We start from the raw sequence: 12876 nt of genomic DNA on the forward strand, positions 1-12876 counted from the left end.
CGTGACTGAGTGGGAAGTGGTGGGGCGGTCAGCTACCGAAGAGGCTCAGCTGCGATTCGGTGGCTGCAACGCTCTCGCGTGCCGCGGCAACCTTGGTCTGCTCATGCTCGATGCGCGTCTTGGCGATCGCCAAGTACTCCGGATCAAGTTCGCAGCCGATGAACTGGAAGCCCTCGCGCATGGCCGCTTTGCCAGTGCTGCCGCTGCCCATAAATGGATCGAGCGCCGTGCCGCCCGGCGGGGTTACCAAGCGCAGCAGGTAGGCCATCAGGTCGGTCGGCTTGACCGTTGGGTGGTGGTTACCGTTGCGGGCGGGCCAGTCGGCATCCTCGATCTTGCGCATGGTGGCGTTGGTGTTGACGGCCTTCTGTTCTCCAGTGCCCAGCCCCTCATTGCGGTCCATGCGGCTGGTTTTGGCGCAGTAGAAGAAGCGAGCGGCGCTCTTATCAGTTTCGATCCTGGCAGCGTGCGCATGCGGAGCAGCCATGTCGCCAAATCGCCCTGAGGAAGGGCGGGCGCGACCTGTCTCTTTCAAGTCACCCTGCTGACCGACAGCGTCAGGAAAAGCCAGCCTCACGGCTGGGCTGCCGTCGTGGATCAGGTTGGCGGGCCAGCGGCCGAGATGGGTGGCTTTGTCCACATTCGCCGTCACCTTCGCGTTGTGTTTCGCGACGTGGTCGGGATCATCCATCCACGGCCTGGCCCAGCCCTCGGGCTTGGACGCCTTTCCGCTCTCGTCGCCACCGCCCAGGCGCTCACCCGTTGGAGTGACCCGGCAGGCGTCGATGTTCAGCGCCCCGGTGCCGTGCAATGCGACGTTGGCCGCCACGGTACAGGCGAATGGCTTGCGCGCCATGCAGATCGGCTCGTGCGCAGGCTTCAGCGCGGTGCCCCAGCCCTCGCGCTCGCCCTTGAGGTTGTGCGACTTCGGGAAGCCGCTGCCGAACACCCACATGATCTGGTCGCGGATCTCGAAGCCAGCCATCTCGATGCCGACTGCCATGTGATGGTAGGTGCGAGCTGCGGCGAACGACAGCAGGTGGCCGCCAGGCTTGAGCACGCGCAGGCACTCGGTGGCCCATTCGAGCGTGAAGGCCTGGAAGGCGAGCATGCCGGCTGGCGTCAAGTCGTACTTGCCGGCCTCGGCCGCTACGGAGCGGTGCCCGCCGTTCGGGCCGCAGGCAGCAGCGTGCGACGGCATGCTGGCGCGGTAGCTGGCTCGGGCCTCGATGTCGGCACCGTCCCAGCTCTTGCCCATGAAGCGGATCCCGTAGGGCGGATCCGTTACGACGCTGTCGACCGAGTTATCAGGCATGGCCCGCATCGCCTGGATGCAGTCGCCAAGGTGGAGCGTGTAGGTCATGGCTTGCTCCATGCGTGCGCCGCCCTCCGTGGCCGGATGCGGCATTGTGGCAATTTGGTTTGGGATGGGGTATTACGGGTGACCGGCATGGGGCCGGGCAAGGAGCGTGAAATGAGCGAAGAACACCGCAAGCTGATTGGCATTCCTGATGATCATCAGCTCGTTTACACCAGGTCGAAAAGCGAGCAGCGTAAAGGCCGGGATACCGATTTCGACTATTACGATGAGCTTGATGCGCAGGGTAATCTGGTCGCCCAATACGAAGTGAAGGAAAGCATGTCGATCTATCCGCCGTTCGGCACGACGAAATCCTTCACGAAGCTTTGATGTGCTCGATCACATAGATTCCGGCGTCATCCGGGTCATCGCCGATCGCCAGGATTGGCTCGCGCATCTGCCGGCCGATCCTGAACTGATCGAGTCGGCGCGCCACAAAATCGGATATGACTATTTCGTGGCGCGGGGCACTGAGGAAGTGGCGGGCCGCTTCAGGCCCTAATTCATGGATGCGGTGGATCATGAGCGTCATGGCCTCGCCGTTTTCCTCGACCTCGGCCCACTGCATGATCTCGGCCAGGGCCTGGCGGGTGCCGGCGCGCGTCTTCATGCGCAGGTCTTCTTCCTGTAGGCGCTCGGCCTTGGCGCGGCGTTTCTCGTCACGCTGCTGCTGCGTCAGAGCCATCATCGCCTCCATTGCGCACAAATCGGGTGCCCGGTGCGTACTCCAGCAGGTCGCACACCCGATTGATGATCTTGAGCGCTGCGTCGAACACCTTGGCGTCGTCAGGCTCGCGGGCCAGGCGCTTCATGTTTGGCTGGTGCTCCAGGCAGACCTTATCGACCAGGCGCCGGGCCAGCCTGCGCAGGTGGTCGGCGCTGTCATGCATGCGCAGGCTCAGCGCGAAGGCCAGGGCCACGTCATCAGGCCGGTACTGCCCGCCGCTGCGGGTGTTGTACAGCTTCTTCACCGGCCGATTCAGCCAGGCCGGCAGGGTTACCACTCCAGAAGGTGCTTTCTGCATGTCTATGCTCCGTGAGGCCGCTTGGCGGCAGGTGGAACTGTTCTTGCCGCCGGCGCTGGCGGACCTGGGCTTTCAGATTGGGCCGTCGCATCGTTTGCCCTCAGCCTTGGGGTAATCGACGCCGAACATATGGATGACGCGGCAGAACTTGCGGTCGGAAATACCCAACTTGGTCTTGGCCTGGGAGCGGTTCAATCCGGCATCCCGCAGCTCGATGATCTGCTGGGCCAGGGCTTTGTCCGCTTGAGGGTCTGCATAGGCCCTTTCCTTCAAGCCGGCGCCGCGCCGGGGGTCAGGCCGGAAGAAGAATTGTCCTTCCATGGAAGCCCGATACAGCGTGGTCTGCGACAGGCCAGTGTGCGCCATGGCTTCGGCGTAGGTCATGGTCTTGGCCAGCTTGCGCAGCTCTGCAAGCTGCTCCTGGCGCTTCTGCGCTTTCATGCTCAATGGCTTCGGCTCGACGGCGCGCTTCTTCTCGATGTCGCGGTGTGGCCGGTGCGGCACGTACTGGAAACCGTCGAGCACGATGATGCTGCCTCCAGAGGAAAGGAAGGCCGCTTTTGCGGCCTCCAGGTCGATCGATGGGTTCATGCTGCCTTGCTCCTCAGCTTGGCCTCGAAGTCGTCCACCAGCAGCTTGAACTGCCAGAGATCGGCTTCGAGTTGTTCGATGTAGTCATCGTCGCGCTTAAATTCCGCCCACCAGAGCTGGCGGCCAACTGCTTCCAGGGCGGGGCAGTACATGCCGACGTGCCAGAACTTGCGGCCCGTGATCCACATGCAGCCCTGTACCTGGTCCATGATCCCACTGGCGTCGTTGTCGATGTGGAAGGCGCGGAGCTTGTCGGGAGCTATGAAGCACTTGTATTCGCTGCCACCGTCCTCGCCGATCAGGCCGTCAGCACTGGCGCCGAACGCGCCGTCGTCGGTGGTGACGAAGCCGGCCCGCTGCACGATCAGGCCTGTCTGCATCTCGTGCTCCATCCGGGCCATGGGCTCCAGCTCGTGGCCGCGCTTCATCTGCCATGTCTCGAAACCGTTATCCAGTGCCTCGCCGGCGATTCGCTCCACGGCCAGGTTGAAGGCGTAATTCAGGGCAGCTTCGGTTGGCTGCCCGACTGGCTTGCCCTCCAGGGCGCGCTGTATCGACTCGGCGCGCGGTGCTGTCTTGTAGCCTGCAGCCGCTCGGGCCTCGGCCTCGGTTGAGCCAGACAGCATGGCTGTCACGTACGCCTGCTGCTTTTCGTCCAAGCCGCCAGTGCGCGACCTGGCCACGCCAAACATGCTGGCAGTAATGCAGCCGGCACGCGCCCGGTGCCACTCGGCGCTGCCTTGTTCGCATTCGATGAGGATCATTGTGCTTCACCCTCCAAAGTTGCGGGTTCGAGTTCAAGCAGTTCGGCGCGGCGTTTCTCCACCTGCGTCTTGAACTGGCTGTACGCGGCCATGTCCTTGGCAGCTTTGATGTCTGCCAGGCCGGCCTGCCAGATCTGCTGCAGCGCGTCGACCGACTGGCACGATACGGCCTGGTCGATCCAGCGTCGCGCAAGATCGGCATCGGCCTGGGGCTTGCCGTTGCTTTGCTGAAGGCCTTCGTTGCCCTCGGTGTTGAGGTAGTGGATGGCTTCTTCCAGGCGCTCGGTCTTCGGCCAGTACTTGTAGGCCCGCTTGACGCAGGTTTTCTTGGCCATCTCGCCCCAGTCGGTAACCCATGGGCAGGACTTCTGCTTTGAGATCCAGGCCTTCCAGGCGCTGGAGCGGTCACGGATCGCATTGACCTCGTCCACACTCATGGTCTCGGTCAGGTAGTCGCCATCGGCGGTCTTGACCACCACGTAGACGCCGATCACCTCGCCGCGATCCTTGGAGAACGGGTTGTAGGAGTGAGTCGGTGGCTTGTCGAAGCCGTTGAGCGCGAAGTTGTCGCTTGTGTAGACCAGTTCCGACTGGGCCCAGCGGATGGCGCCGGTGTTCATGGCCAGATCCATCAGGCCGATGTAGCTGATGTCGAGGCAGATCTTGCCGTCTCTCGGCACCAGGTATGCCTGCTTCTTTGCCGGGTTGAGACTGATGCCGATGGCGGCGATGTTGGTCACCGCGTTGACCACCGACTGCCGGTTCTGCACGGCCAGCTTCATGGAGTAGTCGTTGGCGGTGAGGGTCTGGATCGCGAACTCGGCCTCGCGCTCGAAGTTGAGCGAGCGGTCGGTCAGCACCGAAGCGAAGGAGTCGCGGGTGCCGTAAATGTCCTGGGAGATTGTGGCAACGGCGTTGCTCATGATCGCCTCCGGTTGAGGGTTGGAAAAATGCCAGGTCACCCAGGCACGGAGGTACGCTCCAGGCCCTGGCTGCGGTTGATGGTTGCGCGCTCTCGCCGCTTACGCTCCGGGTAGGTCCGGTTATCCCCTAAGGGCCCGCCGGGCTCGGGTGCGTGTGATTCAGATGTACTCGATCTCTTCCTCGTCCACGCTGATTGCGTAGGCGGGATAGAACTCGCTCAGTTCATTGCGGCGCGCTGCCGCAATGGCATCTTCGCGAGTTGGGAATTGGGCGATGTTGTCGTGCTCATCAACGATGTTGATGAAGTGGCCGTTGTTCTCGCGAAGGTCAATCAGCACAATCCAGGACATACGAATCTCCCGCGCCATCCATGCGGTGGGCGCTGATGTGTAGGGTTATCGAGCTCTGGCGAAGGCCAGTGCCATTGCTGTTTGAGGAACTGCTGACTTCACCAGCGCTTCGGCACGCTCGCAGTCCGCCTGCTCGAACCAGCCGAAGTGGCAAACGCCAACGTCGATCTGCATCTGCTCAGCGAGCCAGCGGTAGGCCTGAGTGCGGCCCATCCCGATGTCGGCGATGTGCTTGTGGAAGACAGCCTTGCAACGGTTGCGGACGGCGCGAAGCGCGCTGTCGGCCAAGGTGCCGAGCGGAATGTCCGTGTCAGGGTGGAGGCCGACATAGGCGTAGCACCCGGAGCAGAGGTAGGCGTAGGGCCAGTCGCCATAGCTGCGACCGTTGTAGATTTCCGAGTTACACACCAGCTCCACTTGGTCGCCGCAGTAGCGGCATTCGCACGGGGCGGGGAGAGGGTTCTTGACGCGTTTGAGTGCCCTGCGGCTGACGTGAGGCAGCGGAGCAGGCGCAGCAATGCGCTCGGGGGCGTTTGCCCGAGGATCGATTGGCATGTTGGGTTCCTATTTCGTGATGTGGCCAGCCAGCGCGCTGGCCAGCATGAAGGCGGTGCAGGCGAATAGGGCAGAGAAGGAGCCGCGCCAGATGATCAGGCGACGGGCGCGTTGATAGTTAGTCATGGCGTCACCCTGGAAGGTTTGGCTTAGGGATGCGCTTGAAGTTTTGAACTGGCTGAAGCTTCGATACGCCGTACCAGTGGCACTGCGGGTTCTTCGCGATTGAGCGCATGGAGGCAAGAATGCACTCTTTGTGCATTGGGCTTCGGAACCCACCGCCCAGATAATGACGCAGCCGCTCCTTGAACTTAATCAGGTCAAGATTACTGTGGAAGTAGCGTTGGCTCATGCCCGCACCTCATACCCGACCGTCCACACCCCGCACCAGCAGGCACGGCAGCTCCAGGCCTGCGGGTTCTCGATGCTGGCCAGCTCGGCTTCGTGCATCGCTGCGGCGAAAGTCGGCCCCTTGAAGACCATCAGCACCCGGCCATCTGGCAGGGCCATCGACTCGGGCAGTTCGGCGATCTGCTCGTCGATGAGCGTCATAACGATTGGCGTGGTCATAATGCCTCCTGCTTGCGATATCCCTTGTCGAAGAGCTCGGCACAGATTCTCCGTGTCTCGCTGGCGTTGCTGTGCGATAGGCCCTGGTACATGTCGTCTATCTGGCGCTTCCTGTTTTCAGCGGCTCTCTGTTCGGCGTCGATCTGTTCTGCGGTCCGGACTGGGCGGAACCGCTTGAAGTCAGAGCTCTCGGTAAGCTCATGGAGCTTAGGCACGAACTCTTGGCCGGAAGGATCGCGGAGCGCCACGCGATCGGTGCCTACATACATGACAACCGCATCAACCCAGTTGGCGTTAATGTCGAGGCGTTCGATTGTTTCGCCAACGACCGGCAGGCCCTCGCCATTCCACGCCGGGCGTTTGAGCAAAGGTCGCTGGCACTCCTCGATACGCAGGCCGTAGGCGGTGTAGGTGGGAACAATCCAGCCACGCTTGTTGTTGAACAGCAGCAAGGCTTCTCCAACTTCGCGCAGGAAGTTCTGGTCCACCGGGTCGAAATGGGTCGCTTCAGGGCATTCCGCCCAATTGGGGTCTTTCACGCAGCCTCCTTGCGCCTTACGGCAATACGCCGAATGCGCTCGCAGTAGTGTTTGAACTCCACGTCATCGATGGCGAGGAGGGAGAAGTAGGCGACCACCAGGGTTTCGGCCTTGGCGTCTTCAATAGCGCCGGAACCTGGCAGAAGCATGTTTTGGATTGCGCCATCAATGGCGCCTACAGCCAATTCATGAGCGTTCACTCGGCCTCCTCGGCCTCGGCCAGCAGCCCGTCTTTCACCATCGGCTGGAGCAGGGCGCGCGCAATCTCGCGCAGCACCGAATCTGTGTTTGGTACCGCCAGCAGCTCGTCTGCCGCGCAGCGGGCCTCGCTGCCGATCTTGAAGTGGGCAGCCAGGACCAGCCTGCCCAGTACCGACTTGCTCGCCCCCTGCAGGCCGAGCTGGCCCATGGCGAACTCGTCTACGGCCTCGGCGAAGCGTTCTTGCGTCACGCCCTGATGGGGCCGCATACGGCGCTGAAACAGGTAGTCCGCACCGCGCATCAACTGGTCGATGCCTTCCTCGACCCAGTGGCGCTCTGCGCGCTCCTGGGGCGTTTCACTCACCTCAGGAGGCAACTGGTTGTCGTACTGCCATTGTGCTGTTCGAAGTGCGCCCATGGTCGCCTCCAGGTGGTGGGTTACTCGGTGGGTGGGGAAGGGAGGGGCTGGTCACTCGCATAGAGCCGCCTCAAAGCGTTAGCTACACGCTGGTCTGCTTGTTCTTGGGCAAGGATCTCAGCCTGATCGCGCTTGAAACTGAGCCAGACTAAATGCGCCTCGTCTGGCGTTGCGTAATAACCAAAATGGATTCTTTTCCCGGTGATTACGCAGTGAGCCCGTGAGCGGTATTTCTGGAGCTTCGGATCGAAATCGACCCCAGGCGGAAGGCCGTGTTCGCTCTTGGCGTTCTTGGCGATTTCCCTCACCAGGCAATTGATTGACCGACTTATCAGGCAGCAGGTATCAGGGCCGTAAACCTTGTTTCCCTTAACCAACAGGTCTTTATCTACGTCCTTGCCCTGCCAGTCTTGGCCTTCCATCCAACTCTTGAATGCGCTGAACCGATGCCACTCATTGGCAACAGTGCAGCCTTCGTAACTTGGCCTGCTGGGCCTGCTCGGCGCGTGGTAGCAGCGCCTGAGAATTGCTATCCACCTGGCGTAGATAGGGCATATGTACTTGAAGGTGATCTTCCCGTTTTCGCTTCGAGACGGGGATACCACGTAATCGGCGTCGTTCACGCCAACGCCAAAGACAAGTGGGTGGCTCATGAAAAACCTCTGAGCTTGAGTTGCTCCTCAGGCGCGGGCGACCAAACCCACCGTGAAAGGTGGCCTGGCGCCTGCCAATGCGGTCATATGTGAAGGGAAGGGGATGCGGGGTGTATCGGGGTGTGATCTGGCCGGCGCTGATCTCCGGCTTTGGCGGTGTCGGTATTTGGCCGCCCAATTTGTTTCGTGACTAGCACGCGGGACGTTAGTCGCATCAGCCTGCGCATTCAGATCACACTCCGATGAACCCTGCGATGGGGAGCAGGGCATCGGGCAGTTAACGTCAGGCTGACGTGGTGTTGTATTCAGAATGGTTCAGGGGCCGTATTATCTGAGCGGTGTCTCAGTTTGATGCTGGGACTCACCTCCTTGAAAGGACATGAGCATGGGACAGTATTTCGGTAATTCAGGCCTATTCAAGGCTGCTTCGTATTCATGCAACGAGCTCTTGGTCAGCGGCATTGCTAGCTGGGAGCGGAAAAATATTGCCCTGAATGCGAAGGAGTTTTTGATATGTCCAAAGAACTACTCGGAGTTTCTGCTCTAGGATTGATGGTGGTCGGTGAGTTCTGTGCAATCTACAGTGAGGTGGTAGTCGCTAAACTTGCTCAGACAGGAAGTGCTTCGTGGGGAGCTATCAGTTACCCCTTGGCACTTATGTGTTTTGCGGGGATTTGTCTACTGGCGGCATACTGGCTTGGATACGTTGCAGTCGGTGATATCTGGATCGTCACCGTGGTATCAGTCACCTCCTTGTTGCTTCTCGAGCCCGTAGTTGTGTGGTCTCTGTTCCATGAGACACCAGGGCGGGGAGCGCTCATTGGCTTCGTCCTAGGGGCGTTGGGTATGCTGTCCACTGCATTGCTTTAACTCACCATTTTGGCCCAGCATCTAATTGCTGGGCCAATTTGTTACGTCCCACACTGATTTCCCGTCTGGCCCTGTCGCCAAGGCCAGCCAGTGAAATCGTCATGCTGCGAACAACTCTTGCTGCTTGAGCGCCGGCATCAGGAAAGCCAGCAACTGCTCATCAGGCCATTCCGTTACGTCGGTCCAGTCGGGGTGCAGAACCCTGTACTCGGTCGGGTGCAGCCATCGGCCGCGCTGCTTGTCGGGGCTGATGCAGAACTTGAAGCCCTGGTCTTTCAAGTGCATGTCGTGTTCCTCCAGTGGATTCCCAAAGCACCCGGTCGCCCAGGTGCTTCAGTGAATCGTTCTGTCCCATTACCGCCGGGATGGCGGGGCGCATTGCATGCCCGGGTCTTTCTCTCAGTTCAGGCGTTTCACCTTCGTCAGCCGTACAGGGTTGTCCCTGTCGTGGGCAGCCTTTCGGGGCTGTCTGATCGCCGGTCGCCGGTAGAGGCAATGCGGTCTGTTCACCAGTTCCAGAGCTGGCATGGGGATCGAATTTATTGCTCGCGCTGTACCGTTGCCGGGATCGATCCGCGAGGTTCCCATCAATGTGAAAGAGCGGTCGGCTTGAGGGCCTGTCGAGGGGCTGTGTAATGCCTCGATGGATTAAAGTTACCGCACGGTAATAATTCAGGTCAACACCTTTTGGTAATAAATTTTCGCCCGCCCACAGAAAGCCCGCACAAGCTCATGGCAAGGTGTCGTGTGGGTGATGGCGTTTTGATAGAGTCACCCAACTACACAAGGAGCTTCTGGCGATGAAGAGGGCGGTTGTTACATTGGCTGTTGGGTTGGCGCTTGCCGGATGCGGGAATGCCGACAGGGATAGGGCTGAGAAGCTTCAAGGAGAGGTAAGCAAGCTGCAGTCTGAGGTCGTCGCGCTCAAGGCGGAACTGGATGGTGAAAAACATGGGGCTCAAAGGCTGCTGGCGCGAGCGAAGGACGCCAAAGCTGCCGGAGGTAACGCATCTGCGAAAGCAGGCCTGCAAGACCTGATTGCACGCCACCCAGAAAAACCAGAAGCGGCCACGGCAAAAGCTCTGCTTGATGCCATTGAAAGCGAGGAAAAGGCTGCGGAAGCCGAAAGATTGGCAGTCGAGGCAAAGAAGGCGGAGGAGGCGAGGGCAGCTCTAGCTAGGCTGGATAAGAACCTGAAGAAAAATACCGATGAGATCAAAGGGATAACCTGGGTGTCCCATAAGTCCATCCCTACTCTTGACACCTACATGTCACTGTACTTCGGGCTGGAAGGCGAGAACTCCAGGGTTATGCCGTTGAGGCTCAAGCTCCAATATCATTCTGACAGTTGGCTATTCGTCCAGAGCGTGACAATCAAGGCTGACGACCAGACCTTCCAGCTTGGCAGTCTCGACTTCGAGCGAGATAACGCCTACGGCGGAATCTGGGAGTGGTCGGACACCATTGCCGAGAACAAGGCCATGCTCAGAAAAATTACAGATGCCAAAAAGGTGACTATCAGGTTCGACGGGAAGCAGTATTACAACGACTTTATTCTGCCGGAGTCACAAAAACGCGCGATCAAAGAAATGATGTTGGCATGGGAGCGCTACGGCGGTAAGGCTTGACGCCCAGAGAAAAAGCCCGCGTTAGGCGGGCTCGTTGGGCAAGGCCATGGCTACATCGAATCGATCTGGGCTTTCAGCCGATTTGCAGAAAGCTCATACTGGCGCTCATAGCTATCTCGGTCGTCGTCAATGAGGTGGTCCAGATATCCGAGCCATGAAACATACATGTCGGCCAGTTCTGATTTCAGTAAAGGCAGACGATCTGTCTCGGCCTTGTACAAGGTTTTCCCTTTGTGCTTGGCGTCCTCTACACAGGTCCTGACCGCATCTAAGCGTTGATGGAAGGCTTTAGACCAGCGCTTGCTGCCCTCGCCAAACCTTCTTTCTGCATCCCAAACCTTGGTCTCTTGCTCAATCGCATCAATGCTGCAGATGGCGGGAAGGCCGGTCATTTTTTCGATATAGGTCGGCTCAGCGGAGACCAGGGTTGACCACAGAAGAGAAGTGAACAAACTAGCTAGAAGGAGCTTGCGCATTTTGCTATTTCCGAGAAATCACCATCCTACCACTCTGGCTATGAGCCATCACGCAGACATGGAAAAAGCCCGCCGAGGCGGGCTTGTAACTGGGTCGGGTCAGCGCAACATCGTTGGTGAATACATGCTACCGATGCGTGCAGCCTCTTGTTGGCCACCCTGAAGGAGGTGCGCCTTCTTCAGAATGTAGGCCGGGAACTTTGTCACCAGGTAGTCGTTCTTGAACCAACGCCGGAACTCCGCCAGCGCGACGTTTGGATACGCGTTAGCTTCTTGAGGGTTGCTCAAAGCCTGAGGATACCGGGGCGGGTAGTTGTGTTGGCACGGGATACGCTCGCCAAAGCTGTTGGCAAGCGCCTGAGCCTTCCAATGCTTAGCCCACATTTGGCCGACGCTGATATCAGGGATGGTCTTGTGATTGACCGTCAAATCTGCGGTGATGAGATCAACAATAAGGCCAGTTATCTCGTTGAAAACGATGAAGTAGCCATCAGGTGCATTGTTAGCGAGAAGTGAGACGCGCTCATGGTGATACTGCCACTTGTCTCCGGGAGTGTACTGGAGAGAGTCGTAGATGAACCGCTGGAGGCCGTAAGCGGCGAACCGTCGGTAATTGTCGGTAGCCTCCTGGTTCGGCGATCTTGTCTCGAAGGCGTAGTACTCCAGAACTGCCATGCAGACAATGTCCGGATAGGCATAGTGGGGGCTGCCATCTCTTTCCGTCTCAATATAGAGCTTGCGGTCCGTATATCCGCGATCTAAGAGGTATTTTTTGATGAATGAGATCCGGTCCTTAGTGAGGACGGTATCATCGTAGTGATCCTCCCATTCTTGGGTGATATCTTGGATCGCGCTTCGATGTGCGCCAGTTACCAAGGCCAATCCACGCTGGGTCAGAAAGGTAATTCCGTTTTCTAGAACACCCATTTCGACGCCATTGACATCGCGCTGCACTTCTACACCCAAGTCAAGCGCATGCTGTTTTGGGGTGGCGATCATCAAACCCTTTTTCACTTCTAACTCCTTGAAATGTAAGTAAGTTAAGGTGGCGACTTAGAGCGCCACATCCCAACCTCAGCAGCGCGCTTGCGCCTTGCGAAGCAGTTACATCGGCTGTCCATTCCACACGTAAGGCTGGGCTAGGTTAGGGTCATGGCTAGAAGCTCCGACCGGTCCACCAGTAAATGATCTGGGCCAGTACCGTGATGTCGGCTTCGCGGTCCCCAGGCACCTCAATCGGCGGGTACTGGCCGTTGTCCGAAATGATCGTCAGGCCGTCCAGCCCTCGCTGGATGCGCTTGATCTGCAGCTTCCCGCGCATAAGGAAGAAGTAGATGGCATCGTCCTCGACGGTGGTAACGCCAGCATCGACCAGCACTGCATCCCCGCTGCGAATCGTCGGCGCCATGCTGTCGCCACGGCCCGAAATCAGCTTCAGGTTCTCCAGCTTGGTGTAGGTCAGGTTCTGCCGTACCCAGTTCGCATCCAGGCTCATGTGCTCAACAACCATGTTGATATCAGGCGGCTCCGAGCCTGGGCCCATGGACCCCTCTACGTCGTAGCGAGGCACGTCCACCAGGTTGCGGTAGCTTTTGATCTTCTGGGCCAGCGGGGCAGGCAGGCCTTCGATGTTGATCGTTTCTGAATTCAGCTCCAGGGGCGCATCGAGACCGTAACGAGGCAGATCGAACGCCAGCTCAATCTCTCTAGCGAAGCTTTCGCCTATGGTCTTGGAGCCAGAGCTTTCTGGTGAGGCAAGGCAGCGAGATATGAAGTTCTGGGGCTTGCCAAGCTTGACGGCCAGGCGCGACTGAGCTCCACGGACGCCAGCACCGTACTCACGATCCATCAATTTCTGCAGGTTATGCCTGCGCACTTCACGTAATTCCATTGCGCGATTCTCTATGGCCATTACTTTTCGGTAAATGACCATCCGGTATTGATAAAACGTT

The 12876-nt window shown here is 59.0% G+C and carries 21 protein-coding genes; 3 read left to right on the forward strand and 18 right to left on the reverse strand.

All coding sequences use genetic code 11. From position 1 onward, the window contains the following. Positions 1-28: 28 nt before the first annotated feature. Positions 29-1363 carry a DNA-methyltransferase gene (locus tag ACLEJW_RS09030; RefSeq protein ID WP_440777381.1) on the reverse strand — a complete coding sequence of 445 codons (1335 nt, stop codon included), beginning with the start codon at positions 1361-1363 and terminating at the stop codon, positions 29-31. 111 nt (positions 1364-1474) lie between these two features. Between ACLEJW_RS09030 and ACLEJW_RS09035 the strand changes: the two genes are divergently transcribed. Next, complete coding sequence (locus ACLEJW_RS09035; protein WP_440777382.1) at positions 1475-1690, forward strand: hypothetical protein; 216 nt, start codon at positions 1475-1477, stop codon at positions 1688-1690. Here ACLEJW_RS09035 and ACLEJW_RS09040 read toward each other — a convergent pair. From ACLEJW_RS09040 to ACLEJW_RS09100, 13 genes are all read right to left on the reverse strand, one after another. Further along, the gene (locus ACLEJW_RS09040) at positions 1677-2045 is read right to left on the reverse strand and encodes a hypothetical protein (protein ID WP_440777383.1); all 369 of its coding nucleotides are present in this window, start codon (positions 2043-2045) and stop codon (positions 1677-1679) included. The two genes, ACLEJW_RS09035 and ACLEJW_RS09040, sit on opposite strands and share 14 nt — an antisense overlap. Further along, positions 2020-2385 (reverse strand): DUF7740 domain-containing protein, encoded by a 366-nt coding sequence (locus ACLEJW_RS09045; protein WP_440777384.1) that lies wholly within the window; start codon positions 2383-2385, stop codon positions 2020-2022. Before ACLEJW_RS09045 ends, ACLEJW_RS09040 begins: the two co-directional genes overlap by 26 nt. A gap of 72 nt (positions 2386-2457) precedes the next feature. Next, positions 2458-2976, reverse strand: a complete 519-nt coding sequence (locus ACLEJW_RS09050; protein ID WP_440777385.1) for a hypothetical protein — start codon at positions 2974-2976, stop codon at positions 2458-2460. Beyond that, positions 2973-3740, reverse strand: a complete 768-nt coding sequence (locus tag ACLEJW_RS09055) for a lambda exonuclease family protein (RefSeq protein WP_440777386.1) — start codon at positions 3738-3740, stop codon at positions 2973-2975. The genes ACLEJW_RS09050 and ACLEJW_RS09055 overlap by 4 nt, the downstream gene beginning before the upstream one ends. Then, positions 3737-4663, reverse strand: a complete 927-nt coding sequence (locus tag ACLEJW_RS09060) for a recombinase RecT (protein WP_440777387.1) — start codon at positions 4661-4663, stop codon at positions 3737-3739. The genes ACLEJW_RS09055 and ACLEJW_RS09060 overlap by 4 nt, the downstream gene beginning before the upstream one ends. A 159-nt stretch (positions 4664-4822) precedes the next feature. Next, entirely contained in the window at positions 4823-5014 is a 192-nt protein-coding gene (locus ACLEJW_RS09065; RefSeq protein ID WP_440777388.1) for a hypothetical protein, read from the reverse strand. A 45-nt stretch (positions 5015-5059) separates the two neighbouring features. Further along, positions 5060-5569, reverse strand: a complete 510-nt coding sequence (locus tag ACLEJW_RS09070) for a zinc-finger-containing protein (protein ID WP_440777389.1) — start codon at positions 5567-5569, stop codon at positions 5060-5062. Positions 5570-5699: 130 nt separating this feature from the next. Continuing rightward, complete coding sequence (locus ACLEJW_RS09075) at positions 5700-5921, reverse strand: hypothetical protein (RefSeq protein WP_440777390.1); 222 nt, start codon at positions 5919-5921, stop codon at positions 5700-5702. Then, complete coding sequence (locus ACLEJW_RS09080) at positions 5918-6139, reverse strand: hypothetical protein (RefSeq protein ID WP_440777391.1); 222 nt, start codon at positions 6137-6139, stop codon at positions 5918-5920. Before ACLEJW_RS09080 ends, ACLEJW_RS09075 begins: the two co-directional genes overlap by 4 nt. After that, entirely contained in the window at positions 6136-6678 is a 543-nt protein-coding gene (locus tag ACLEJW_RS09085) for a hypothetical protein (RefSeq protein ID WP_440777392.1), read from the reverse strand. The genes ACLEJW_RS09080 and ACLEJW_RS09085 overlap by 4 nt, the downstream gene beginning before the upstream one ends. Beyond that, positions 6675-6878, reverse strand: a complete 204-nt coding sequence (locus tag ACLEJW_RS09090) for a hypothetical protein (RefSeq protein ID WP_440777393.1) — start codon at positions 6876-6878, stop codon at positions 6675-6677. The genes ACLEJW_RS09085 and ACLEJW_RS09090 overlap by 4 nt, the downstream gene beginning before the upstream one ends. After that, entirely contained in the window at positions 6875-7297 is a 423-nt protein-coding gene (locus tag ACLEJW_RS09095; RefSeq protein ID WP_440777394.1) for a hypothetical protein, read from the reverse strand. The genes ACLEJW_RS09090 and ACLEJW_RS09095 overlap by 4 nt, the downstream gene beginning before the upstream one ends. A gap of 20 nt (positions 7298-7317) precedes the next feature. Beyond that, entirely contained in the window at positions 7318-7719 is a 402-nt protein-coding gene (locus ACLEJW_RS09100; protein ID WP_440777395.1) for a hypothetical protein, read from the reverse strand. 744 nt (positions 7720-8463) lie between these two features. Here ACLEJW_RS09100 and ACLEJW_RS09105 point away from each other — a divergent pair. Further along, on the forward strand, positions 8464-8820 hold the full coding sequence (locus ACLEJW_RS09105) for a hypothetical protein (protein WP_440777396.1): 357 nt from the start codon (positions 8464-8466) through the stop codon (positions 8818-8820). A 99-nt stretch (positions 8821-8919) separates the two neighbouring features. On the opposite strand, the gene ACLEJW_RS09110 is transcribed toward ACLEJW_RS09105, so the two are convergent. Continuing rightward, on the reverse strand, positions 8920-9105 hold the full coding sequence (locus ACLEJW_RS09110) for a hypothetical protein (protein WP_440777397.1): 186 nt from the start codon (positions 9103-9105) through the stop codon (positions 8920-8922). Positions 9106-9620: 515 nt separating this feature from the next. Here ACLEJW_RS09110 and ACLEJW_RS09115 point away from each other — a divergent pair. Next, positions 9621-10448, forward strand: coding sequence for a hypothetical protein (locus ACLEJW_RS09115; protein WP_440777398.1), 828 nt, complete (start codon positions 9621-9623; stop codon positions 10446-10448). Positions 10449-10498: 50 nt separating this feature from the next. Here ACLEJW_RS09115 and ACLEJW_RS09120 read toward each other — a convergent pair whose 3' ends face one another. The 3 genes from ACLEJW_RS09120 to ACLEJW_RS09130 form a co-directional block, all read right to left on the reverse strand. Continuing rightward, positions 10499-10924 carry a hypothetical protein gene (locus tag ACLEJW_RS09120; protein ID WP_440777399.1) on the reverse strand — a complete coding sequence of 142 codons (426 nt, stop codon included), beginning with the start codon at positions 10922-10924 and terminating at the stop codon, positions 10499-10501. A gap of 99 nt (positions 10925-11023) precedes the next feature. After that, on the reverse strand, positions 11024-11938 hold the full coding sequence (locus ACLEJW_RS09125) for a hypothetical protein (RefSeq protein WP_440777400.1): 915 nt from the start codon (positions 11936-11938) through the stop codon (positions 11024-11026). Positions 11939-12080: 142 nt separating this feature from the next. Then, positions 12081-12815, reverse strand: coding sequence for a S24 family peptidase (locus ACLEJW_RS09130; protein ID WP_440777401.1), 735 nt, complete (start codon positions 12813-12815; stop codon positions 12081-12083). Positions 12816-12876: the final 61 nt, after the last annotated feature.

The sequence above is a fragment of the Pseudomonas sp. SMSB3 genome (genome assembly GCF_052041965.1).
Classification (GTDB): Bacteria; Pseudomonadota; Gammaproteobacteria; order Pseudomonadales; family Pseudomonadaceae; genus Aquipseudomonas.

What these genes read in the sequence shown, in the direction of transcription:
- ACLEJW_RS09030 (WP_440777381.1), bottom strand. Translation starts at nt 1,363, where the DNA reads ATGACCTACACGCTCCACCTTGGCGACTGCATCCAGGCGATGCGGGCC.
- ACLEJW_RS09035 (WP_440777382.1), top strand. Translation starts at nt 1,475, where the DNA reads ATGAGCGAAGAACACCGCAAGCTGATTGGCATTCCTGATGATCATCAG.
- ACLEJW_RS09040 (WP_440777383.1), bottom strand. Translation starts at nt 2,045, where the DNA reads ATGGCTCTGACGCAGCAGCAGCGTGACGAGAAACGCCGCGCCAAGGCC.
- ACLEJW_RS09045 (WP_440777384.1), bottom strand. Translation starts at nt 2,385, where the DNA reads ATGCAGAAAGCACCTTCTGGAGTGGTAACCCTGCCGGCCTGGCTGAAT.
- ACLEJW_RS09050 (WP_440777385.1), bottom strand. Translation starts at nt 2,976, where the DNA reads ATGAACCCATCGATCGACCTGGAGGCCGCAAAAGCGGCCTTCCTTTCC.
- ACLEJW_RS09055 (WP_440777386.1), bottom strand. Translation starts at nt 3,740, where the DNA reads ATGATCCTCATCGAATGCGAACAAGGCAGCGCCGAGTGGCACCGGGCG.
- ACLEJW_RS09060 (WP_440777387.1), bottom strand. Translation starts at nt 4,663, where the DNA reads ATGAGCAACGCCGTTGCCACAATCTCCCAGGACATTTACGGCACCCGC.
- ACLEJW_RS09065 (WP_440777388.1), bottom strand. Translation starts at nt 5,014, where the DNA reads ATGTCCTGGATTGTGCTGATTGACCTTCGCGAGAACAACGGCCACTTC.
- ACLEJW_RS09070 (WP_440777389.1), bottom strand. Translation starts at nt 5,569, where the DNA reads ATGCCAATCGATCCTCGGGCAAACGCCCCCGAGCGCATTGCTGCGCCT.
- ACLEJW_RS09075 (WP_440777390.1), bottom strand. Translation starts at nt 5,921, where the DNA reads ATGAGCCAACGCTACTTCCACAGTAATCTTGACCTGATTAAGTTCAAG.
- ACLEJW_RS09080 (WP_440777391.1), bottom strand. Translation starts at nt 6,139, where the DNA reads ATGACCACGCCAATCGTTATGACGCTCATCGACGAGCAGATCGCCGAA.
- ACLEJW_RS09095 (WP_440777394.1), bottom strand. Translation starts at nt 7,297, where the DNA reads ATGGGCGCACTTCGAACAGCACAATGGCAGTACGACAACCAGTTGCCT.
- ACLEJW_RS09100 (WP_440777395.1), bottom strand. Translation starts at nt 7,719, where the DNA reads ATGGAAGGCCAAGACTGGCAGGGCAAGGACGTAGATAAAGACCTGTTG.
- ACLEJW_RS09105 (WP_440777396.1), top strand. Translation starts at nt 8,464, where the DNA reads ATGTCCAAAGAACTACTCGGAGTTTCTGCTCTAGGATTGATGGTGGTC.
- ACLEJW_RS09110 (WP_440777397.1), bottom strand. Translation starts at nt 9,105, where the DNA reads ATGCACTTGAAAGACCAGGGCTTCAAGTTCTGCATCAGCCCCGACAAG.
- ACLEJW_RS09115 (WP_440777398.1), top strand. Translation starts at nt 9,621, where the DNA reads ATGAAGAGGGCGGTTGTTACATTGGCTGTTGGGTTGGCGCTTGCCGGA.
- ACLEJW_RS09120 (WP_440777399.1), bottom strand. Translation starts at nt 10,924, where the DNA reads ATGCGCAAGCTCCTTCTAGCTAGTTTGTTCACTTCTCTTCTGTGGTCA.
- ACLEJW_RS09130 (WP_440777401.1), bottom strand. Translation starts at nt 12,815, where the DNA reads ATGGAATTACGTGAAGTGCGCAGGCATAACCTGCAGAAATTGATGGAT.